Origin of the sequence: Vibrio sp. CCUG 15886 (assembly GCF_028570825.1) — a bacterium.
Taxonomy (GTDB): domain Bacteria; phylum Pseudomonadota; class Gammaproteobacteria; order Enterobacterales; family Vibrionaceae; genus Vibrio; species Vibrio vulnificus_B.
In genome coordinates this window covers 1,449,536-1,473,480 of record NZ_JAQQBT010000001.1, presented here as the reverse complement: position 1 = coordinate 1,473,480, position 23,945 = coordinate 1,449,536, and the positions used below count along the sequence as shown (strand labels likewise).

The following is a 23,945-nucleotide window of genomic DNA, read 5'->3' as shown; positions in this document are numbered from 1 at the left end:
ATGCCCCGTGACTGCATTGTCGGTGTTGGATCCGCTGAACGGCAAACAGGCTATGCCACTGGCATAGCCCTTCGTTGCGGATCAACGATTATTTGTTGAAGACCACATTGCGCACTTCCACAACGCCGCCATCAATGTCGGCAGTGCCGCTGAAGTAGATCAGCGAAGTAACGTCGCTAAAATCGGGGTTGCCTTTGATCAGCTCGCTCATTGGGATGGTGTAAGCCGTCCACTCGGTACTAATGGCACGGCCTGTTGGACCAAACACCACAAAGTTATTGGTTTGCGGGCGATCGTTGTTACCCCATAAACCCGTTTGAAAACCGATGTTGAGCACAGAACCTGTGGTGCCTTTGATCTCAAACGATAGGCTGCCATTTTCAAAGCCCGTCAGGTTCGCACCGGCTTGACCCGCCAGCACAACGCCAGCTCCCCAGCCCCAATCTTTTGCGGTACCCGCCGTTGGTGGCGTGGTAAGCGTCAGCACTCCGGCCTCTGCGGCGAGGTACGCCGTACCTTCCCATGCAATCGCTTCGCCGCCAGTCAGCAAGGCGCTGTCGAGCACAATGAATTGATCGGCGTCAGACGGTTGATCAACCACGGGTTTGGCATTGGGCGCAAGCACGCTGTCCAATACGTTTTGTTCCACACCACCGTGGCTTTTCACAATGTTCAAGCCCGCGCGAGTGATACCGTCGAACGCGCCTGCGTCAACCAGATCCCAAATCACGTATTTGGCATTGCCGTTGATGTCAATCAGGCCAAAGTGTTTCTCAGAATCCCCCGGGTTATCCGCCGCGCCTTTCCATGGCTCATCAAAGGCTTGGAAGAAGAACAGTGACGCGCCAAACTCTTGCGACCAAGCACGCATCAAATCGAAAAACGCTTTTTGCTTGTATTCGTCCGCCGCTTTCGAGCCTTCATCGCCATACATAACGTCGGTTTCTGACGCCCAGCCGGTTTCACCGATGTGGATCTGCTTGTTCACGCCAAGGCCCGCCAGGTAGTCTTGTACCAGTTTCACCTGAGAAAGCAGATGTTGCTTGGCACGCAGCATCGCCGCATCGACTTTTTCAATCGTGGTCAGGCTTTGCTCTTCTTCTGGCACCAACCAAAACGCATTCGCATAGTGAGTGTCGTGGAACGGGTAAGAGTGGAGTGAAATGTAGTCAACCGCTTCCACCAACTTAGCGAGATCCGGATGGTTGTAGTCACCTTGCCCAGCCCAAGAAGCGAAATTGTCAGAACTGGTGATCCAAACGTTCGCAGGGATATCACCGTTATCGCGTTTCTCGCGCAGCGTGTTGACATGCTCAAGAATGATGGTTGGCGTCACGTGGTAAGGCGCCCAATGCACCATCGCCTCATTCCCCACCGCCAGCACTTTGATGATCTCAGGGTAGGCATTGACCATCTCAATCGCTTTCGCCACTTCGGCATAGTTAGCTGGGTTGTTTTGTGTCGGGTCGATTGGGTTGCTTGTCCATGAGTTCAGCGCATCAATCCAAATGCCCAGCATCACGTACATTTCAAAGTTTTCATCTTCCGCCATCAGTTCATCAATGGCGATCAACAGATTCGCCGTATCGCTGAACCCTTGGGTGTTGTAGGTGCGCAGCACTTTGATGCCCATCGCTTCCATTAAGCGAAGATCTTCTTTCAGTTCAGCGACCGAAGGCACATTGGCTTCGGTACGCTCGGTGGTGCGAAATGCGCCATAAGAAATGGCGGGATAATTGGCATTACCCAGCAACGGCTCGCCATTGCGCGCAGTTGGGTAGTTGCCCTCTGGCGCTGGCTGAGGCGCAAGCACGACTTCATTTGGCGTTCCGGTATTACTGTCTGCTTCTGTTTTGCTGTCACTTCCGCACGCGACCAACAAGCTAGAAAAACCGAGCAGTAACGCGGACTTGATGATGTTTTTCATCAGATTCATTCTTTGTGTCCTTACGTTATGGATTGGAACAAAAACAAAAAGAAAGCGCTTTCTTTTTGTTTTAAAAAAAGAGCGAGAAAACGAACCAAGAAGACAGAGCGCTCTCGCTAAGCGACAGAAATAACATTGACAAACCCATAGTTCACAATGTTCTCCGTCGATAAAACCATTCTAGAAACAAATAAGGATGAAAAACGTGAGCGCCACCAACAAGCAAGCGCTTTCTTTGTGCGTAGATCACATTATAATCCCCTGCAACACGGTTAAATTGCTCAAAGCGTGAACATCCGTTCTCGCAGGGCGTTATGCAGTTCAGAATTTTGCTATCTTCGCCACCAGAATTCTAGGCGAGAGAACATCGCGCAGGTACACTGTCCGCTTGAACTCAAAAGGCAATATAAGGGGAGTTCCATTGATCACCATTAAAGAAGTATCCGAGCTGGCGAATGTCTCTCAATCAACGGTTTCAAGAGCACTCAATAACCATCCAACGGTCAAAGAAGCCAATCGCAAAAAAGTCTTCGAAGCGATTGAAAAGCTAGGCTACAAACCAAACGCCTTTGCTCAGGCGCTGGCATCTAGCCGTTCTAACAGCATTGGCATGTTGGTCGGCTCGCTAGACGGCCCGTTTTATGGCCCACTGATGCACCATGCCGAAGACACGGTAAGACAAAACAACATTCACTTGATCGTCACCAGTGGTCAGGAGTCTCACACCAAAGAGCAAGATTCGATCAACTTCCTGCGCTCAAAGCAGGTGGACGGTTTGATTGTGCATTCCGATAAGCTCTCTGATGATGAACTGATTGAAGTGGTTGAGCGTCAAAACGCCACGATTGTGTTGAACCGCTACATTCCTGAAATTGCCGATCACTGTATTTTCATCGATAACGAGCTCGGTGGGTATTTGGCGACCAAGCACCTTTTGGAACATGGCCACAGCAAAGTGGCGTGCATTACTGGCCAGCTAAGCAAAGGCGACAGCCGCGATCGCTTACAAGGCTATCGCAATGCACTGGCTGAGTTTGGTATTGCCTATGATGCCAATTTGATTGTCGAAGGGCGTTTTGACCATCAAGGCAACCACGAAGCGGCGCGCCGTCTGCTCGATCGCGATCCACAAATCACCGCCATTTTCTGTCAAAACGACAACATTGCCCTCGCAGTTTATGACGTGGCCGCAGAACGCGGATTGGCGATTGGCGACGATCTCTCTGTGGTCGGTTTTGATAACGATACCCACAGCCAACACATTCGCCCACGCTTAACCACGGTGAACTTCCCTGTGATGGAAATGGGCTGCGAAGCTGCCAAAGGGGTCTTGGCTTTGGTGAATAAACAGAGTTACCCATTAAAGCACAAGCTAACGCCAGAACTTGTGGTGCGAGATTCGGTGAAACCACATCAAGCGGCGGCCAAGTAGCGCAAGCTCGACTCTCGCAATTCTTGCCGTCAGCGAAATCCGTAGCGAGCTTCCCTGCGCCTTGGCTCTGCTCACTGGTTTCTGCGCTGACTTTCGTGACTGACACACGGAATAAAGAACCCCACCAAAAGGTGGGGTTCTTTATTTCTCTCACCTGGCCTCTATCGCGAGGCCAGGTTTCTGTTTGAGTGGCTAGTTGGCTAAGCGCTTAAAGCTTAACGATTAGCCATTAGCGATTAGTGATTAGTGATTAGCCGCGATACAGCATCGATTCTGGCAAGCTCACCACCACTTTTTCCACCTCGCCAGTGCGAGCGAAAATTGCTTGGCTGATGCGCTCATCAAGCTCAAGTTGCTCAAACAACTGCACGCTGTCGTCACTCATCATCACTTCAATGTGCCCTTTATCCTGCTCGCTGAGCTGGTAAATGAACGGCACTTGGCAGTAAGTGAAGGCTAACTGACCGGCTTCCACCACGTAGCTGCGTTTCTCACCCGAGACGCTCAAACAGCTAAAGGTGGTTGCTTGAGTGAGGAACTCTTGCTTTCTCAATAGCGTTGGCTGAAGACCAATGCGCTGCGCGTTAACCTCAATACCCAGTTCGGCAAAACGCGTTAGCACTTCTTCTTTCACTTGGCCCGTCATGCCAGGCTGCTGCGCACCTGCGTGCTTTGGCGTATGCGAGTATGGGTCGGTTGGGAACGCGCCGTAATTTTGTGGCGTTTTGTTAAAGCCAATGCCCTGACGAACGCGGTAGTAGTAGTGCGCCAACTGCTTGGTTTCTTCGCTGTTTGCATCTTGCTCCCAAGCGTGTTGGTAGTTCTCTTGCACCGCCAGCAGCAGTTTAGAGACCATGTGCCAGTAGATACAGCCCAAACCTTCGTAGCCAAACATGGTGCCAGAGCGGCCGGTAAAGGCGCGGTGGTTAAACACCTGCTCATAAAGGGCATCGAGTTCGTCCCACTGCTCTTTGCTGAACTCAGGGTAATCCATTTTCACTTGCTCGACCGCTTTGCGCAGTCCATCGACGTTTTCAAACGCAGCGTGGAAATGGCAATCGCCCTGGATGTCGCGTTGCACAATGCGTTGATCGCCCTTGGCCAGCATGTCACTGATGACGCGATGAGTTTCCACTTGCGCAGGCGCAATGCGGTTACGCGCGACAAACGCCGGCAATTCGCGATCCGGGTAGAGCATGAAGCTTTGCTGATCGTCACGGTACATTTCGCTGCTAAACAGTTTGTCTAACAACTCAACGGCTTGTTTCGGTGTCAGAACGCCCGCACTCAATACCGCCACTTGCCCTTCCAGCATTGGGTAGAGATTTTCGATATTTAAGCTTTCACCCGAGTAAGTCAGGATATTGTAGGCATTGTACAAACCATCTTCACGCAAGTTGTTTTCGATGCTCGAATCAAGCACCACAAGGCTCGCTTCCAACAGTTTCTCGAGTGCACTTTTCTCCACTTTAGTTTTGCCTGAGAAACCATTCATGCGGTAGACACGTTGTCTGAACTCATCGGCCGATTTTTCAAGCAGCGTCAACATTGCTTTGCGTGTTTGACGATTCACCGTGCCTTGGCGGATCTCTTTGGTCGCGTCTTGCAGAATGCGGGTGATGGAGAGCATCCAATCAAACACTTCTTTCGACATCGAGACCGATGACGGCAGTTCGCTCATCAATCCCTGCAAGAAAGCCACATAACGACGCATGTAGTACAAAGTCACCATCGAAAGACCATTGCCGACAATCGCATTGTTGGCATCGTTCCATTCCGGACGCTGAGTGTTGAGCCAAATCCCCCCATCCAGCACCAAATTGCTCAGTTTCGACAGTAAAGGCACCAGCACTTTTTCGCACAAGTTCACCATGTAAACGCTGTCTTCCCCTTCGAGGATCAAACGGCCATCACTGCCCAGCTTCGCCACTTTTTCTTCGATACGCTGTTGCAGTTCGTGGTTAAACGACACGGTGTCTTTTGGATTGGCGAACAACTTGTCCACGCCACACAACTCGTAAGGCACATTGGCGTAGCTAAACAGATCGCTGGTGAGCAACTCGCCGAGCTCTTCACGCTGATATTTCTTCGCCAACTCGAGGAATTTCAGCAAATAGATGATCTGGTGATCGCCCCAGTAACCGATGTTGCTCCACGGATCATCCGCTTCCAGCAGTTCCCAATCGATGCCCTCTTTGGTGATGCGATACGGATTGTAGCCATCCATGGTTGAGGCGTTAACAAACTTCGCCATGAATGAAGAGATGAACCCCGGATAGCTCAACGCCAACGCTTCCCAGTTTTGGAAAATATCTCGCCAGTTGCCTTGGTAAGAAAGTAAACGCTCACCTTTTTCATCTTTGAGTTTGATTTCGTAGTGGTTCCAAGGACGGCTTGGGTCACCATGACGACGGCCAAACGTCAGTGGCAAGTATTCGTAGCTCAAACGCACCAACTGCGCATCGCCAGTGAGCTTTGCCAGACGAACCAACTCTGCATGAGTGAAACTCTCAGGCAGGTCGGCAAAGAAGGTTTGCTGGCGCGCCACCACCTGTTGATTGGTTTTGTGCATGGTTTTCAGCACGTCTTGCTTGTCGAGCACGTAGTTGTTTTCAATCACGCCGCCACGCATGCTGTTGAACAGTACGTTGGCGTAATGGTGCACAAACGTGGTCTCTTCTGCGGTCACTTGCCATGCGTCACCGCCGGACATCAGAGCAACCAACTCTTGCTGATTTTGCGCGATGCTCGCTTCGATCTGCTGTTCCACATTCGCTGGCGTCGCAAGTTGCTGCTCCAGAGCGCGCACATCACAATGGTTTTTATCGATATCGGCGACGATCAGCCAATGCTTGCTCTGCCCAGCTGGCAGCTTGATGGTTTTGTTGATCAAGTAACTGCCGCGCACGCCACGCGTCAGTGGCTCGTTGACAATCGGCTCACCACAGCGGAACGCACCGAGCTGTTCGCTGCTGAGAAGAATTTGGCCGTAGTCGTTATCAATGCTAAACACCGTGGTCGCCAACAGTGATTCGGCAGGTTCTGCGCGGTCACTCAACTTAGCGTACATGGTGTAAAGCGCCAGTGACGTGCCTTCCACTTGTTCATTCCACTTGTAGGCATCCACTAAGGCACTGCGCGTTTGTAACGCTGCCAATGGTGCGCCCGATGGCAACAGGTTTTGTAGACCATCGAGAATATCCAGCTCACGATCTTGACCAGAGAGATCGCTGATTTGCGCGCGGCGAACAAAGCCAAACTCATCGCTGCTGGCCCAAGCGTATTGGAATTTCAGTTTTAACGTGTAGTTAAGCTCTTCAAAAACGATTTTGTCACCAATGCTGTTTTTGTAGAGATTGCGCTCGACTTGGTACAAGCCATCGTGGAAACGGTTGAACGGTTCCCACAGTACCCAACGGCCATCTTGCTGTACGCGGACAATGGTTTTCGAGCCCGTGTTTTCCGCGCTTTCATGAATATGATCCACAGACTTGTAGGGAAAAAGAGCATTTTCAGGACGAATACGGCCAGCCGACAAACTGCCTGTTGATGAGATAAACAGCCAATGGTCGCTGGACGAGACCACGCTAATGAAAAATGGGGCCATTTTGTCAACGTGGGCAATTTTGTAGTAACGCTCACCGAGCAAATCGACAAACGAACCTTCAACGTTCTGATTTTTTTGATGTTCTAGCTTCATAATTTCATTCCAACAAAAAGAAAGCGCTTTCTTTTTCGCTTTTTTTAAAAAGTTAACTGGCCATCACCCAGCAAGGTGATGGCAACGAGCAAAGTGGTTGTCAGCGATTTGCGTCGGCTCTGGCAGAGAACGCGTACACAACTCGGTGGCTTTAAGGCAGCGAGCCGCAAATGGGCAACCGACACTGCTTGGCTTCCACAGTGGAATTTCACCTTTTTTCGCCTGCAGCTCGCGTTTTCCCGCCTTGCCCACTTCTGGTACTGCCGAGAGCAGCAGTTGCGAATACGGGTGCTGCGGATTTTGCGTCACGCTGTCGCTGTCGCCCCACTCCACCATGTGGCCGACGTACATCACCGCGGTCTTCTCAGCGAAGTAACGTGCGGTTGCGATATCGTGAGTGATGTACATAAATGAGATGCCGTGCTTGTCTTTGAGATCCGCCATCAAGTTCAAAATGCCTAAGCGAACGGACACATCCAGCATTGAGATGGGCTCATCGGCCAAAATCACTTCAGGGTCAACAGCAATCGCACGCGCAATCGCCACGCGCTGGCGCTGGCCGCCACTGAGTTCGTGCGGGTATTTTTCCGCCGTCTCTTTGGCCGGTGACAAACCCACCAGTTCCAACAGTTCATACACTAACTTAGGAATCGCCGCTTTATCGGCACGTTGGTGGATCTGCAACGGGCGCGCAATGTGGTGATAAATGGTGTGCACCGGATTGAGTGAACCAAAGGGGTCTTGGAAAATCATCTGCACCTGGCGCGCGTATTCCAGCTCGCCATTTTCTTTGATGTAATCGGCCAACGGCTGGCCTTTAAACGTCACTTCCCCCGCGGTTTTCTCGTAGATGCGGGTGAGAATACGTGCCCCTGTGCTTTTGCCCGAGCCGGATTCGCCCACAATCGCCAGCGCTTCACCTTTGCGCAGCTCAAACGACACATCGTTTACCGCGCGCATCAAATTGCTTTTGACCGATTGGCCCAGCGGGAAATCTTTCACCAGATTCTTGATCGAAAGAATCACTTCAGGTGTGTTTACTTGTTGCATGTTTCCGCTCCCTACACCAAATGACACGAGACTAGGCTGCCGTTATCGGCACGCATTAAACGGGGGTCTTGCTGCTTACAAACCGACGCGCAGACACCGCAACGCTCTTGGAAATTACACCCTGTCGGGATGTTGAGCAGGTTCACTGGGTTGCCCGGAATACCGTAAAGGCGCTCTTTCGGCCCGTGAATGGTCGGGAACGATGAGATAAGCCCTTTGGTATAAGGATGCTGTGGATTGCCAAACACTTGCTTCGCCTCGCCCAACTCAATCAGGTTGCCTGCGTACATCACGCCGATGCGGTCGGCGATTTCACCCATCAAACTCAAATCGTGGCTGATGAACAAAATCGAGAAGCCAAACTTGCTCTTGAGCTCGTACAGCTCGTTGAGGATTTCACGCTCAACCACCACATCCAGCGCCGTGGTTGGCTCGTCCATGATGATCAGTTTCGGTTCAAGTGCGAGTGCAACCGCAATCACCACACGCTGTCTCATACCGCCACTGAGTTGGTGCGGAAAGCTGCTCATGCGATCGCCGTGAATCCCCACCACTTTCAGCAGTTCCACCGCACGCTCATGAGCTTGTTTGTAAGGGATTTTACGGTGCGCCAAAATCACATCCGTAAGCTGCTCACCAATGGTGATCACTGGGTTGAGCGAGTTCATCGCACTCTGGAACACCACCGACACATCGTTCCAGCGAAAATCGCGCAATTGGCGATCGTTCATCTTCAGCACGTCTTGCCCTTTGTAGAGGATTTCCCCCTCCGAGATCAGTGCCGGCGCTTTATGCAGACGCGAGATGGCGAAAGCTAAGGTACTTTTACCACAGCCCGATTCGCCAGCCAGTCCGAGCGTTTCCCCAGGTGCGATGGTTAAGCTGACGTTGTTCACTGCGCGCGCCACGCCATTCGGTGAGACGTAATCTACGCACAAGTTATTGATTTCAAGTAACTGACTCATAGTAGACCTCGGCGTTTATCGGCTTGCTTTTTCAATTGATGCCACAGTTTGATGTGTGGGCCAGTGCGCAGTTTCGGGTTGCTCACTTGGTCGATGGACATGTTGATCAGCGCCAACGCACCACCAGTAATCGCCAGTGCAGACGCGGGTACTAGCATCTCCCACCATGCGCCAGTGTAGAGTGACGAGGAGGTTTGCGCCCAGTAAAGCATCGAACCCCAGCTCACTTCGGTTGCGTCACCTAAGCCAAGAATGCCTAGGCCCGCTTCCGCGCCCATGGCGTAAATCACGGTGCCTAAGAAGCCACCGAATACGATGGAAACGAGGTTTGGCAGAATTTCGACCAAGATGATGCGAATTTTTGACTCACCCATCACTTCTGCCGAGATGATGAATTCTTTGTTTCGAATCGCCATGGTTTGCGAACGTATTACGCGCGCCCCCCAAGGCCAGGAGGTAATGCCGAGCAGAACCGTAATGACTAAGGAGCCGACCTGGCCGAGAAAAGCCGCGAGCACAATCAGTAAGGGCAATTGTGGGAAGACCAGAAAAACGTTAGTCAGAAAGTTAAGGCGCTCATCGATTTTGCCGCCAAAGTAGCCGGCTGATACACCGATGATCACTGCAAGGCTCATGGCAATCACACCTGCGGCGATGGCCACTGTCAGTGATTTGCGCGCACCATGCAGCACTTGGCTGTAAACATCACGGCCACTGCGCGTGGTACCAAGCACGTATTCTGCATTTGGCGCAACGTGCGGTCGAGCAACGCGCTTTTCTGGGTTGTGCGTCGCCAATACTGGTGCAAACAGCGCACCGCAGAGAATAATAGTCAGCAACAAGCCACCGATAATGGCGGGCGGGTTGCCATAGAAAAATGCGTAAATTTTACCCAGTGTTTTTTTCGTCTTTTTCCACGAGAAACGAGGCTCACGAGCAATCATTTCACTTGGTTCGGACGCTTTATTAGTATTGATTATCTTGTCCATGGTACACCTTAATTTGAAATGCGGGGGTCAAGCCAGACGTAGAGCAGATCGGCAATAAAGTTCGCCGTGAGTACTGCCGTCACGAGAATCAACAAGATGGCTTGGATCAGCGGGTAGTCACGCGCCACAATCCCTTTCAAGAGAATGTTGCCAAGCCCTTGGTAGTTGAACACCACTTCCGTCATGATCGAGCCAGCGAAGGAGAAACCGATCGCCATCGCAATGGCTGTTGCCACTGGCAAAATCGCGTTGCGGCCAGCATAGCGGTACATCACGCGGAAACTGCTGAGTCCTTTCGCTTCCGCCATGGTGACGTAATCTTCACCCAACACGTTGATCATCGCGTTGCGCATGTTAAATACCCACGTCGCGATGCCAACCACCACCATCGAACCCACTGGAAGCACCGCGTGTTTCGCAACGCTGGCAATAAATTCCAGGTTAAAGCCCGGCTCTAACGCTGGGTCGTAGGTGTACGCCAGCGGCAGCAATTCCATCTTCAAACCGAAGAAGTAGAACAGCAGCAGCGCGGTGACGACATAAGGGAAGTTACTGATGAAAGCCAGCACTGGTGGCACCACTTGGCCAAATAGGCCCTGACGATGATACGAAGCGTAAGTACCAATACTGACACCAATGATCAGCGCCACAATCAAAGAGCCCAGCGCAAGGAACATGGTCCATGGCAGCGCCATGGCAATCACATCCGACACGCTCACAGGGAACATCAGTACCGAAGGGCCCAACTCAAGCGTAAACACGCTTTTCATGTAAGCCAGATACTGTTCAAACAGGTTGCCATCGACAAAACCATACATCTCACGAACTGCGTCCATCTGAGCGGGGTCCATTCGACCTTGTGCTGCGGCAAAGAGGGCATCCACCGGATCCCCCGGCATCAAGCGCGGCAACATAAAGTTGAATGAAATCGCAATCAGGAAGGCAGTAAAATAAAAGCCAAAACGGCGAACTAAAAACGACATAACACACCTTTTAACCTAGGAGCCACCACCGTGGCGGTGACTCCTAACAATTGAAAACACAAATCCCTTATTTCAGGTGTAGGTTGTTGAGGATGATCACGCGCTTACCGCCGTCATACCACACTGGCTGTACATATGGGTTTTCTGCATTTGGCCAGCCAACAATCTTCTTGGTGCTGTATTGGAACCAAGTTGGGTTAGAGAACAGAGGAATGAACGGTAGGTTTTCCGCCGTGTATTCCTGCAGTTGTGAAATGATCGCTTCTTGCTTCTTCGCATCGCCGATTTTGCCGAAGCTTTCAATCAACTTGTCGATTTCTGGCGAGTTCACACCGTGGCCCGCGTGCCATGTTTTGCCGATACGCGATGTCGCGAAGTACTCTTGGTAAGCCAAAATTGGGTTGGTGGCGACCATCGACCAGTTGATCGACATGGTGTATTTGCTCTCTTTCAAGTTGGCGTCATACACTGCCCAGTCAACGGTTTTCACGTTCGCTTTGATGCCAACTTCTTCGAAGTATTCCGTCACCATCTGCACCACTTGAATCCAGTCGGTCCAGCCGTTAACGACTTCGATATCGAACTGCACAGTTGAGCCATCTTTGTTGTCGCGGAAACCGTCGCCGTTACGGTCAACAATGCCCGCTTCTTCTAGCAATTGTTTCGCTTTTTCAGCGTCGTATTGCGTGAGATAGCCGTATTTTTTCGAGATTTGTGGATCGATGTGTGTTTTGTATAGTTCGCCAATGCCGCCAACATTGTAGTTTGGCGTTGGGTAGCCATACGCCGCAATATCAACGATCGCTTCACGGTCAAGCGCCATAGAAAGCGCTTGGCGAACACGCAGATCATCAAATGGGGCTTTCTTGGTGTTGACGTAAAGGTGAATCGCATCGTTCGCTGGATACCAGAAGTGGTTGTTGGCTTTGTCTTGCGCGACAAACGTGGATTCCACGTCAGCAATGAAGTTTGAACCCCAGTCGATTTCACCTTTGATCAACGCAGGTTGAATTTGCGAGTTGTCGTTGTAAGAACGGAAGTTCACGCAATCAAGGTATGGACGACCTTCAAGGTAGTAGTTCGGGTTGCGGCACAATTCCATTTGTTGCGGTTTAACGTATTTCACCACGGTCATCGGGCCGCTACCCACTGGATTTGGGTTGGTAAAGGTGGTTAAGTCTTCCACTTTTGACCAGATGTGCTTAGGAACAATGTGGTAACGCTCTAGGTTCCAAACAAAAGTCGAATCCGCTTCGTTCAGCGCAAACACAACCGTTGTGGCGTCTTTGGCTGTAATCGTCTGGAGATTCTTGCCTGACCAAATGCCTTTTTGGTCAAACGCTGGCGCGTCTTTGGTGAGCATGAAGCTGTAGACCACGTCGTCTGCCGTGAGCGGTGAACCATCAGACCATTTCAAGCCATCACGCAGTGTCAGAGTAATGGTTTTTAGATCGTCCGAGTAAGCGACCGATTTTGCCAAACGGAAATCCGTTTCTCCGGTCATGTTGTTGAACACCATTAGAGGTTCAAACATCACGCCGTGCAGCAGATCTTTGGTGGTATACGGGTTGAAGTTATCAACAAACCCCGTGTTGATGATTGGCACGGTTAGCGTGCCACCCTGTTTGATCTCAGCCGCTGTTGTAGCAGTTGCAGAAAGCATAAGACCGGCAGCGAGAGTTGCGAGCAGAGTTTTCTTTTGCATCACATTGTCCTTGTTTTAGTTACACCCCATGAAAGCGCTTTCTTGTTGTTATAAAAAATTTTCCGCGGTGACAGCCATAAAACAACCACTATGGTGTCAAAACGAAAAAGAAAGCGCTTTCTTTGTGAGGATTTTTCCTCTTTCAAGCGTGATATTCAACTCAAAGTCGATAAAACAAACCATAGATCACACATCTATTTAATACTTAAATATCAATGGGATAGATATAAAGCCAATTAAGTAACATAACAAAATCCCATATATATCAATTGGTTATATTTTCATTGCCGTATTGAATTTTGTGAACTGAGGAACGTTTTCTCCTCCTAACGGCCATCCCCCACAAAAGCACTGATTTTGTCGCAAATCAAACATTCACCCCACCCAAAAAGAAACCGCTTTCTTTTTGATGTTGCGCATGGAATGATAGCGGAAAACTCAAACGAGACAGACAACCCAACGGAGCGCCGCAGCAACATGAGTCGATTTTGGAATGGCAATAAACCTTGGACACGTCAACAGCACGAACGGGACGTTTTACAGGCTTTACGACCAGCATTGTCCGCTTATTGGCCGATGTTCGAAGACACCACCGCCTACCCCAATGCGGAAGATGAAGGACGTGTGTTTGAAACCGGAATTGATCTGCTGACCACCGTGGCTGGCAATCAAAAATTTGCTCCTGGGCAGTTTCTGGAAGTGAGTCACGCTCTGTGTGGTGGTATTTTAGGTTGTCGGGTTTTGGTGGTTCGAGCCACCGACACCGCCAACTTTGCCAACGCCACAGAAACGCAGCTAAAAGCGATGGTGGCGGGCATTCCCGCGACTTGGGCAGATGCCGACTTACTGCGCCAAAACGGCTATCAGGTGTTGGAAAAAGGCTCACTGGAACAGATGTTTTTGCTGCTGCAAGAAGGGTTGTGCGATTTCATACCACTGGGCATCAATGAAGCGCAAAGCTTATTAGAGGAACACCCTCATGCCAGTGAGAAACTCGCCATTGAACCTAGCCTCATGCTGTACTACCCGCTTCCCGTGGTGTTCTACGTGGCGCCGCAGCATCCAGCGCTCCATAAAGAGATGACGGCTGCGCTCAAGAAACTGGAGCAGACAGGGACGTTACAACAGTTGTATGAGAAACATTACGCGCGCAGCGTAAACCAAATGAATCCGCAACAGCGCCAAGTGATTGAGCTGATGAACCCTGCTCTCAGTCCGGTTTGGCAGGGCTTTCAACCTCGCTACTTATCACGTTAGCCTGCTGCGTTGAATGGCTAACGAAATTTAGATTGAGTGGATTCACGCACCACCAGTTCGATCGGCGGTAAGCGTTGTGGCGAACGGTCGCCATTGAGCAAGTTTAATATGCTGCGCGCACTGATTTCACCAATCTCTTCTATCGGTTGGCGCATGGTCGTGAGCGCAGGTGTGAAATACTGCGAGACGGGCAGATCATCAAAGCCAATCACGGACACATCTTGAGGCACGCGCAAACCATGGTCATGCAAGGCTTTAATTGCCCCGTAAGCGGTTTGATCATTGGCAGCAAAAATGGCCGAAAAGTAGTGACGAGACTGGATCAGTTCGACGGTTTTTTCATAGCCCGTTTCACTACTAAAATCCCCTTGTTTGATCAGTTTGGATTGCACTTTGATTCCCGCTTCTTTCAACGCTTTTTTATAGCCGACAAAGCGGGCAACGGCATCAGGTTGGTTGAGTAAGCCTTTAATATGAGCAATGTTAACGTGCCCTTGCTGAAGCAAATAGAGCGTGGCCATATAACCCGCCAGCACATTATCGACGTTCACACTGCGCACATTGGGCCCCGAAACTTGATAGCCCACGGCAATCACGGGAATGCGCTCGGCGTACGCCAAAATCTGCTCTTCGCTCAAGCTGCCGGTCACAATGATGACCCCATCCACATGGCTTTTGGCCAGATACTCCAAAGCGTGGGTTTCTAAACTGCGCTGCCAATGCCCGGTGGCAATCACCAAGGAGTAACCTTGGGCATTCAGCACTTTTTCCATGTCGTTGAGAATACGACTGGTGTAGGGACTTTCTGGGTGCTGAACCAACACACCAATGGTCATCGAGCGGGTATTTTTGTCTCGACTCATCAGATAGTTGGGTTTGTAATTGAGAGATTTGATCGCTTTTTCGATACGATCACTCTTGTCATCCGAGACATAAGTGGTGCGATTGAGAAAGCGAGAAACCGTGCTCGGTGACACATCAGCCAGCTTGGCAACGTCGTAGATGGAAGGGGTACTTTTTTTCTTTTTTTGGGTTTTCATTTTTTATCCAGCAAGCTCAAAACTGGTCACTTTATCGGCTAAATCTCCACGGTTCACGGAAGTTAGCCACACAACTTTACTATAGTTTCCCCATTCAACAAGCTCAATCAACCGTGTTAACCCTTAAAGAGCCAACACGGTTGATGCGTTGCTTTACGCGATGTGATCACCCAAAGCTCGCCAGCGACTTCTCACTCAAGGCATCAAACAGATGAATGGCGTCCAAGTCGAGGTACAAGGTCAGTTGGCGCACGTCCACTTCCGCCGCTTGGGTTTCCACCATCAAGGGCTGCCCTGCCACTTCGGTTTTGAGCAAGATGCTCGCGCCCAACAGCTCTTTGTCTTTGATCGCCACCTCTATCGGCAACACGCGATCGTGCGCCACTTGCTCGGCTCGCAAATGAATGTCTGTCGGACGAATGCCAAAATGCAAAGCAAGATTCTTCGAAGCATGGGCGTGAAAGCGCTCTGGCAACGGAATGGTCACGTCACCCAATGCGATGTGCCAGTTGCCCTCTTCACCGACCAACTTGGCTTCAAGCATGTTCATCGACGGGTTGCCAATAAACTGAGCCACAAACTTGTTGGCCGGGCGTTTAAACACCTCCGTTGGCGTACCCACTTGCGCCACATAGCCATCTTTAAGGATCACAATGCGGTCGGCCAGTGTCATCGCTTCTATTTGGTCGTGCGTCACATAGATGGTGGTGGTTTTCAGCTCTCGATGCAGTTGTTTAATCTCTTCACGCATGGTGCCGCGCAATTTGGCATCCAAGTTTGATAACGGCTCATCGAAGAGGAACACTTTGGGGGTACGGACCATAGCGCGGCCCATCGCCACACGCTGACGCTGACCACCGGAAAGCTCTTTGGGTTTGCGATCCAGCAGCGCTTCCAGCTCCAACATTTTGGCGGCTTTGCGTACTTCAACGTCAATTTGCGCTTTTGCCATCCCTTTCAGTTTGAGGGCAAAAGCGATGTTTTCGTACACCGTCATGTGCGGGTAGAGCGCGTAACTTTGGAACACCATCGCCAAATCGCGATCTTTGGCGTCGATCTTGTTCATCAGTTTGTCGCCAACGTAAATCTCCCCCGAGGTGATGCTTTCTAAGCCCGCGAGCATGCGCAACGTGGTGGATTTTCCACAGCCCGAGGGGCCTAAAAACACCACAAACTCACCATCTTCGACGGTGAAATCAAAGTGTTTGACCACTTCCACATCGTCGTACGATTTTTTGATATCGCGAAATTCCACTCGTGCCATTATTGCTTCTCCTCTGCACGCGCCAGCAACGTATTGCGATACGCGATCGCGCTCTGTTTTAAGGTCCGTTTTTGCGTGGCGTAATCCACATGCACAATGCCAAAGCGCTGCTTATAACCGTAGGCCCACTCGAAGTTGTCCATCAAACTCCAAGCAAAATACCCTTGCACATTGACTCCGGCGCGAATGGCTTCATCCAAGGCCAATAAGTGGCTTTGGAAATAGCGCACGCGCTGTTCATCATTCACTTCGCCATTGATACACGCATCCTCTCCTGCCGCACCGTTTTCGGTAATGTAGACTGGCGGTAAGTTCGGATAGCGCTGTTTTAAGCGCAGCAACAAATCGGTCAGCGCTTGCGGGTAAATCTCCCAGCCAATGTAAGTGTGCTCTGCGTCTGGCTGAGGCATGCTTTCCAGCTCGCCATTGGCATCAAAACGCACCACGCAACGGGTGTAGAAGTTGATGCCGATAAAGTCGAGATCGCCGCGGATGATGTCGAGGTCGCCGTCTAAGATCATCGGCATGTTGTGCGCTTGGCGCTCTAACACGCTTTGCGGGTATTCCCCTTTGAGCACTGGGTCGATAAACCAGTGGAAACCCTCGGCATCACTGTATTCGGCCGCAGCGACATCCTGCTCACGATACGGGTAAGCAGGCGTGGCATTGAACACACAACCGTGCATCGATTGCGGCGCGTTTTTGCGCAAGATTGGCATCGCTAAACCGTGTGCCAACATCAGATGGTGCGCCGACAAAAAGCCTTCACGCTCGCCCTTCTTACCCGGAGCATGAATGCCCCAACGGTAGCCCAAATAAGCCGAGCAGAACGGTTCGTTCAAGGTCGCGTATGAATCGATTTTATTGCCGAAGTAACCACTTACTACCTTTGCGTATTCGGCAAATTTGTAGGCGGTTTCACGGTTGAGCCAACCACCTTTGTCTTCCAAGTATTGCGGCAAATCCCAGTGATAGAGCGTGACAAACACTTTTAAGCCGCGCGCGTGGCATTCATCAATAATGCGCTCATAAAACTCAAGCCCTTGTTGGTTAACTTGGCCATCTTTCGGCAAGATGCGTGGCCACGCCATGGAAAGGCGATAGGCATCCACGCCTAAACCTTGGATCAGTTCGATGTCTTGTTGCCACAAATGGAAGTGGTCACATGCCACATCACCATTGTCCATGTTGTCGACTGCGCCGGGTTGGTTGCAGAAGGTATCCCAAATCGAAGGGGTACGGCCACCCAGTTGTGCGCCGCCCTCGATTTGATAAGACGAGGTGGCGACACCAAACAGAAAATCCGCCTGACGCAATTGAGAATCTTGGGGTAATTGGTATTTATTCATGGTTCTAAACCTATATTATTTTTTGTTTCACTTAGCCTTTGACTGCGCCGGAGGTGAGGCCGCTGATCATCTGTTTCGAGGCAAATAAGTAAGTAATCACTAACGGTAAAATGGAGATGGTGGTGCCCAGCATCACCGCCCCCCAAGGCGTATTAGGAATGCCTTGTACGCTTCGCAGCGCTTGGGTAATCACGTAGTTCTCTGGCGTGGTCAGCACCACCAGCGGGTTCATGAAGCTGTTCCAGAAAAAGACAAACTGCACAATCGCTAAGGTCGCCAGTGCGGGTTTCATCAGTGGTAGCACCACGCTCCAGTAGGTGCGAAATTCCCCTGCGCCATCGAGTTTCGCCGCTTCGAGTAGCTCTTTGGGAATCGAGGCCACCACGTGCTGACGCATCAAGAAAATCCCGAATGGCGTGGTGGTAAAGGGCAGCCACACCGCCATGTGGTTATCGAGCAAACCGAGGAATTTGACGATCATAAAGTAGGGAATGAGGCTCAATACGGGCGGGATCATCATTGAACCCACCAGCATGCCAAAGAGAAAATTCTTACCTTTAAATTGGTAAACGGCAAAAGCGTAGCCACCCATGCTGCAAAACAGCAGTGAGATGGTGGTGCCAAGGAAGGCAATGTAAATTGAGTTAAACATCGCCTGCCAAAACGGCATGATTTCCAACAGTTTGGCGTAGTTCACCGCCAAGCTATCGCCAATGGCAAAGCTGATCCCCGTACCAAAGATTTCGGTGCGATCTCGCGTGGACAGCAGCGCCGACCACAAGAACGGAAACACCGTCATGATGGCGGAGACAATCAGCACCACCGCCAGCAATACCATCAGGCTTTTTGTCAGCAGTGCCAAGGCTTGCTCACTCGGTTTCCACGGCAATAATGCGTTGTGTTTGGTCGACATCTTATTGCTCCCCTAACCCTTTCTTACCAAAGAAGAAAAATTGCACTGCGGTACAGCCCGCAATCAAAATAAACAGTAGCCACGAAATCGCAGACGCCGTGCCCATTTCAAGCCATTCCCAACCCACTTTGTACAAATACATCGAGATAGTTAAGCCAGACTGCCCCGTGCCACCGGTGCCGCGCGTCAGCACAAACGGCTCTTCAAACAGCTGCAAGTTGCCGATGATGGTCATGGTGACGGCGAAGAAAATAAACGGGCGAATCATTGGCAAAGAAATGCTCCAGAAACGTCGCCACGCGTTGGCACCATCCATGCGCGCCGCTTCCAAAATCTCTTTCGGAATGGTCATGAGGCCGGTGGTGTAGAGCACGATATTGAAACCGGTGTATTTCCAAAACACCATAATGGCGATGGACGGTTTGACCATACTGGCGTCATCAAGCCAGCGAATCGGCTGATAGTCATTCACCCAAGAGAAGGCCCAACCCAGCAGTGAACTGTCTGCCAATGCCATCAAGCTTTGGTTGATGATCCCCGAATTGGGCGAATACATGTTGAAGAAGATCAGCGATGCGGCAACGGTTGAGGTGATGAACGGCAAAAAATAAGCCGATGTCAGCCAATGACGCAGGCGATCACTCATCGACACCAAGATGTAAGCCACAGGTAACGCCACAAGGTGTTGCGCCACGCCGGAGGTAATGGCCAGCCACAAGGTATTTTTGAGTGAACGCCACAACCAAGGGTCGGTTAAGGCGATGTGGTAATTCTCAAGCCCCACATAGTTCATCGCTCCCAACCCTTCCACGGGGTTCCACTCGTGAAAGGAGAGAAAAATAGAAAACAGTAACGGGAAGACCCCGAACACAGAAAAAATAATCAAAAACGGCAGCAAAAATCCATACGGTGTAAGCGCTTTCAAATTGAGACGAGAAAAAAAACTCTTACGCTGTGATGTTTCCATAACCTTGCTCGCTGCATGATTCATAGTCACGACCTCTTGCTCGGGAAGGAGCATGCCCCTTCCCTGCTCTACTGGATGCCTTGATGGCTTCGTCATTGAAGCCATCGGCAAGATTACATATTGCGCGTGCGGCGCTTAATCAGACGTTCCGCTTCTTTGAGCGCGGTTTTGATGTCTTTGCCTTCATCCAACACTTCCATCAAGGCGTTTTCTAAAATGATAGACCGTGCGACGTGATCGCCTTTAGCTGGCGCAACCGGTTTGATGTTTTTCGCCACATCGGCAAACAACAAGCGCGCTTGCTGGCCGCCTAAGAAGGCGATCTCTTCTTGGAACATAGGGTCATCATAAGTGGTGGTGTTGGCCGGGAACGCCGCAATGGTGGCGAAATGCTGCAACTGAATATCACGACGCGTCGTCATGAACTCGATCAGCTTCCACGCTTCATCCTGATGTTTCGATTGGGTCGGAATCGAGAGGAACGAACCGCCCCAACTGCCGTAAATACCATCAGGCAGGTGAGAGACGCCCCATTTTCCGGCGGTTTCTGGCGCAATCCAGTTATTGAGATGGCCCAATAGCCACGCGCCAGAAAGTTGGGTAGCAAAGGTGCCGTTACGGAAGCCTTCATACCATTCGTTTGACCACGCCAAAATGCGGCCATCTAACCCTTTGTCGCGAATGGTTTTCGCCACTTCAAAGGCGTGAACAAAGCGTTCTGAGGTGACGACTGGGTTGCCCTCTTTATCGAAGTAGAGCCCTTCTCCTTCCGGTACGGTGGTGAAGATGATCGCTTGCGCCACGTCCGCCGCAGACGCAATCAACTGCACGTTTTGCTGCTTGAGTTTTTCACCCGCCGCGATATACGAATCCCAATCTTTGATCGCCTCTTTCACATCAATGCCCGCTTTGGCAAAAATGTCGCTGCGGTAGTACATCACCCCAGGGCCAAGGTCGACAGGAATACCGTACATGTTTCCATCCGCCCCTTTGCCTTGTGCCCAAGCGTACGGTGCAAAACGTTCTTGATATTTATCGGCGCCATATTGCTGCGAAAGGTTAACCAAACCACCCGAGGCGACAAACGGACCAATCTTCTCAACATCAACGACAATCACATCCCCTGCGCCTGAGCCTGTGGCGAGGTTGGTGGTCAACTTGGTGTGGTGATCGCCGTGGTTGTTCATCAAATAATCCACTTTGATGCCCGTTTCTTGTTCAAATTCCGGCAACAGCACTTTTAAGCTGCTGTCAAAATCGGGAAAGCCATCGAAGCGGATTTTCTGTTCTGCGGCATTCACCGTGGCGGCGAGTCCCAGAGCCACACTGCAAGCAAGCGTCAATGATGTCAGTTTCATGGTATTGTCCTTAATGGTTTTTATAGGGTCGAACTCACGTTAACGGACTCTCGGATCACCAAGGTCGGCGATAGACGAAAATTCACGTCACGTTTGTTTTTATTCAATATTTGCAAAGTGAGCTGTACTGCCTCCAGACTCATTTGCTCAATGGGGAAATTGACGGTGGTCAGCGCGGGAGTTAAGTAGCGCGCAAACAAAATGTCATCAAACCCCACCAGAGAAACGTCTTCGGGAATTCGAATTCGTTGCTCTTTCATTACCTCGAAAGCACCAAACGCCATGTGATCGTTACACGCGAATACCGCAGAAAAAGTGTGTCCGCGATTGAGTAATTTTCGCATGGCACTTGCGCCACTCTCTTCGGTAAAACCGGCCTCGGACACCAACGCCTCGTCATACTCGATGCCCGCCGCCTCTAAAGCTTTGCGGTAACCTTGTAAACGCCCCCGTGCGTCAGATTTGTCCAGAGGTCCGGTAATACAGGCGATGCTGTGGTGGCCACGTTGCAACAGATATTCCGTTGCCAGCCGTCCACCCAGCTCGTTATCAATGTCAATACAGCTGCTGGCAAGCTCGGGTATAAAACGATTCACCAGCACCAGTGGAATGCCTTTGCTTTCCAACTCAATTAAATAGTCATCCGACAGGTTTTGCGTGTGGAGGATCATTGCGTCCACTCGTCTGCCGAGAAGAAATTCCACCGATTCTCGTTGGCTCTGCTCACTGTTGTGACCGGCGGTGACAATCACGTGGTAACCAAAACGGCGAAACTGTTCTTCAATGCAGTGCAAAATGCCGGAATAAAACGGCCCACCCAGCTCGGGCACGATGATACCTATACTGCCAGTGCGGCTAGAAGCAAGCGCTTGAGCGATGGCGTTTGGCCGATAGCCCAACACTTGGATCGCTTTTTCAACGCGGAGTTTTTTATCGTGGCTAACGCGGCAAGAGCCATTCACAACCCGAGAAACGGTTGCTTGAGACACGCCTGCGTATTCCGATACATCTTTAATCGTTGCCACTCTTTTACTCCTTACGTTTGCGCCTTGTTTTCGAAACCGCTTTCATGCCGCTAAGTATTTCCTATTCTCCGCTAGAGACGCGCGATCAAGATCACAGCCAAGTGGGGGTTAAAATGAGTAAATGCTTAAATAATGAAGGCCAACTCACTTTATTTAGCGCTCATGAAACTGTTTCATGGGCGACATTCATGGCGGCTGTTCACAGCAAAGCATCACCACTGGCGTTCATCTTTTAGGCGAATCGACTAATGGGGAGTTCACTATTAAGAGAGAAAATAGGCTAGAGCGAAAAGCATGGCCAAAGGCGACCCTTCAGCCATGCGCGTCAAGGTGTTACCACCACGCTTCCCACATTGCGCCCACGCTCAACGTATCTTGCTTGGCTTGATCCACACCCGAAACGGTGCTGTCTACATCACCCACCGTGGCGTAAAAGCGCAACATCGGACGGCTCCAAGGCAATCCACCCATCGAGATATTTTGTGAAAGCGTGACTTTCCAACCCGATTTTTCATCGCCGTTGTCAAAATCTTCCAGCGCGTAGCCCGCTTCTAACCAAGTGGAATGAACATCGCTCCAGTTGTACATGGGCCGCACGATCGCCGAGTATTCATTTTTCTCATCCACATCTTTACCCGAGATGTTTTTGAAAGAGGCCAAGTAGTCGATATACAGTGGCTGTGACGGGTTAAAGCTGCCTTCCCAGCTGAGGTAAGTCACTTGTTGATCGCCCGCTAAATCAAACGCCGAGTTATCCGCGCCATCCGCGTATTTCATCGTCAGCTTATTGCCGCCACCAAAATCCACCACCGCGCCCACTTGCCAAGCGGTTTCTCCTTGTTTTGCTGCCTCCGCTTCATCGGAGGCAAAACCATAGTTGGCGTAGAGATCGAGCGTCGCCGCGCCCAAATCCATCGCGTGCAATCGAGAGGTTAAGGCATAGATGCCGGTGTCATTGCCCAGCGCGCCGCCATCCCCGTTATCCACTTGGCCGACAAAGCCAAAGTCAAACTTCGCACCGCCCAAGTTAAGGTTTTTGAAGCCGCCACCTTGGCCATCGTGGCTCATCCAAAAGTAGTCATTTAGCCCTTGTTGCGGACGCTGATGGAAATCACGCCCCGCCCACACATAAAGCTCAGGCTGGCTTTCAAACAGATTAGTGGCACCCGCGTAGGCTTTTTTCAAATTCAAACCACCCGGTGAGCTCCATTGATCAATGCCCCATTGATCCATCATGAAGACGATGTCCCAAATCGCACCGCCGTCGGTCTTAAAGGCTTTCGCAAGCTGAAACTCGCCACCGTTTGCTTCATTACCCAAACGGCCCACCGCCGCGCCGCTGCTGCCCACTTGCACGTAGCGGTTGTCCCCTGCCGCATAGTGCGCGCCGTAACGTGCGTAGCCGGAAAACACAATGCCCAGCGGCACTTCGGTGTCTGGCGTGAGCACCGCAGGTTGTTGATCGTAGACGTAAGCGGTTTCCAGTTTGGCTTCGAGCTCTTGAATGCGTTTTTCTAACGCATCAAGGTCAGATTCCGAGGTTGCAAAGGCAGAGACAGAAGCAAGCGAAGAGGCCACCGCAAGAGCAAGAGGTAAAAGTTGTAAGGTTTTCATGAGCGTTCCCTGTTTATGGTTATTGGTTGCCATAGTAGGGAATGAAAGGTTTGAAAATGTCGCCCCGCTTCACAGGCTGATCTGGCTCGATGCGCCATGAAACTGGGCCTGGCAAGCGTACAAACAGATTGTGTTGTGAGATCAGAAAGATAGAGAAACGTGCAAGCCGAAGAGAACATTTGAAATCGGTTTCATTTCATAGCGATTAGCCAATGTCATCACGATTTCATGCCACCATTTGTTGTTTGAGAAGCTCACGCCGCGTGAAATATTCATCACAGTGAAAGTTTTCATGATTGCGTGGTTATCGTATACCGAGCTCAACATTATCGTTTCACTCAGAATTCATAAACACACTCAATATCATAAGCTTACAGACTGATTTCCGTCTTATTATTAGGAATAAT

The 23,945-nt window shown here is 50.8% G+C and carries 17 protein-coding genes; 2 read left to right on the top strand and 15 right to left on the bottom strand.

Annotation, left to right across the window (positions count from 1 at the left end):
- Positions 1-88 precede the first annotated feature (88 nt).
- Positions 89-1,936, bottom strand: coding sequence for a hypothetical protein (locus PQQ36_RS06220; RefSeq protein ID WP_273660577.1), 1,848 nt, complete (start codon positions 1,934-1,936; stop codon positions 89-91).
- A gap of 412 nt (positions 1,937-2,348) precedes the next feature.
- On the opposite strand from PQQ36_RS06220, the gene PQQ36_RS06215 reads away from it, so the two are divergent.
- Positions 2,349-3,359 (top strand): LacI family DNA-binding transcriptional regulator, encoded by a 1,011-nt coding sequence (locus tag PQQ36_RS06215; protein WP_015727421.1) that lies wholly within the window; start codon positions 2,349-2,351, stop codon positions 3,357-3,359.
- A gap of 250 nt (positions 3,360-3,609) precedes the next feature.
- Here the strand turns inward: PQQ36_RS06215 and PQQ36_RS06210 are convergent, their stop codons facing one another.
- The 6 genes from PQQ36_RS06210 to PQQ36_RS06185 all read right to left on the bottom strand — a co-directional run bounded on the left by PQQ36_RS06210 (position 3,610) and on the right by PQQ36_RS06185 (position 12,751).
- The gene (locus PQQ36_RS06210; RefSeq protein WP_015727420.1) at positions 3,610-7,059 is read right to left on the bottom strand and encodes a hypothetical protein; all 3,450 of its coding nucleotides are present in this window, start codon (positions 7,057-7,059) and stop codon (positions 3,610-3,612) included.
- Positions 7,060-7,122: 63 nt separating this feature from the next.
- The gene (locus tag PQQ36_RS06205) at positions 7,123-8,109 is read right to left on the bottom strand and encodes an ABC transporter ATP-binding protein (RefSeq protein ID WP_015727419.1); all 987 of its coding nucleotides are present in this window, start codon (positions 8,107-8,109) and stop codon (positions 7,123-7,125) included.
- 11 nt (positions 8,110-8,120) lie between these two features.
- Complete coding sequence (locus PQQ36_RS06200) at positions 8,121-9,074, bottom strand: ABC transporter ATP-binding protein (RefSeq protein ID WP_015727418.1); 954 nt, start codon at positions 9,072-9,074, stop codon at positions 8,121-8,123.
- Complete coding sequence (locus tag PQQ36_RS06195; protein ID WP_015727417.1) at positions 9,071-10,063, bottom strand: ABC transporter permease; 993 nt, start codon at positions 10,061-10,063, stop codon at positions 9,071-9,073. The genes PQQ36_RS06200 and PQQ36_RS06195 overlap by 4 nt, the downstream gene beginning before the upstream one ends.
- A gap of 8 nt (positions 10,064-10,071) precedes the next feature.
- On the bottom strand, positions 10,072-11,046 hold the full coding sequence (locus tag PQQ36_RS06190) for an ABC transporter permease (RefSeq protein WP_011082179.1): 975 nt from the start codon (positions 11,044-11,046) through the stop codon (positions 10,072-10,074).
- A gap of 67 nt (positions 11,047-11,113) precedes the next feature.
- Positions 11,114-12,751 (bottom strand): ABC transporter substrate-binding protein, encoded by a 1,638-nt coding sequence (locus PQQ36_RS06185; protein ID WP_015727416.1) that lies wholly within the window; start codon positions 12,749-12,751, stop codon positions 11,114-11,116.
- Positions 12,752-13,174: 423 nt separating this feature from the next.
- Here PQQ36_RS06185 and PQQ36_RS06180 point away from each other — a divergent pair, with 423 nt between their 5' ends.
- Positions 13,175-14,008 (top strand): transporter substrate-binding domain-containing protein, encoded by an 834-nt coding sequence (locus PQQ36_RS06180; protein ID WP_273660576.1) that lies wholly within the window; start codon positions 13,175-13,177, stop codon positions 14,006-14,008.
- Positions 14,009-14,025: 17 nt separating this feature from the next.
- Here the strand turns inward: PQQ36_RS06180 and PQQ36_RS06175 are convergent, their stop codons facing one another.
- From PQQ36_RS06175 to PQQ36_RS06140, 8 genes are all read right to left on the bottom strand, one after another.
- A complete protein-coding gene (locus PQQ36_RS06175) occupies positions 14,026-15,048 on the bottom strand; it encodes a LacI family DNA-binding transcriptional regulator (protein ID WP_015727413.1) in 1,023 nt (340 codons plus the stop codon).
- Positions 15,049-15,214: 166 nt separating this feature from the next.
- On the bottom strand, positions 15,215-16,312 hold the full coding sequence (locus tag PQQ36_RS06170; RefSeq protein WP_040110429.1) for an ABC transporter ATP-binding protein: 1,098 nt from the start codon (positions 16,310-16,312) through the stop codon (positions 15,215-15,217).
- Entirely contained in the window at positions 16,312-17,661 is a 1,350-nt protein-coding gene (locus PQQ36_RS06165; RefSeq protein WP_015727411.1) for a GH1 family beta-glucosidase, read from the bottom strand. Before PQQ36_RS06165 ends, PQQ36_RS06170 begins: the two co-directional genes overlap by 1 nt.
- Positions 17,662-17,692: 31 nt before the next feature.
- The gene (locus PQQ36_RS06160) at positions 17,693-18,574 is read right to left on the bottom strand and encodes a carbohydrate ABC transporter permease (RefSeq protein ID WP_011082173.1); all 882 of its coding nucleotides are present in this window, start codon (positions 18,572-18,574) and stop codon (positions 17,693-17,695) included.
- Position 18,575: 1 nt separating this feature from the next.
- Positions 18,576-19,565, bottom strand: coding sequence for a carbohydrate ABC transporter permease (locus PQQ36_RS06155; RefSeq protein WP_038939207.1), 990 nt, complete (start codon positions 19,563-19,565; stop codon positions 18,576-18,578).
- Between the two features lie 89 nt (positions 19,566-19,654).
- Entirely contained in the window at positions 19,655-20,899 is a 1,245-nt protein-coding gene (locus PQQ36_RS06150; RefSeq protein ID WP_045618956.1) for an extracellular solute-binding protein, read from the bottom strand.
- A gap of 20 nt (positions 20,900-20,919) precedes the next feature.
- On the bottom strand, positions 20,920-21,924 hold the full coding sequence (locus PQQ36_RS06145; protein ID WP_040110424.1) for a LacI family DNA-binding transcriptional regulator: 1,005 nt from the start codon (positions 21,922-21,924) through the stop codon (positions 20,920-20,922).
- A 333-nt stretch (positions 21,925-22,257) separates the two neighbouring features.
- Positions 22,258-23,538, bottom strand: a complete 1,281-nt coding sequence (locus tag PQQ36_RS06140) for a carbohydrate porin (protein WP_165386726.1) — start codon at positions 23,536-23,538, stop codon at positions 22,258-22,260.
- Between the last annotated feature and the right edge of the window lie 407 nt (positions 23,539-23,945).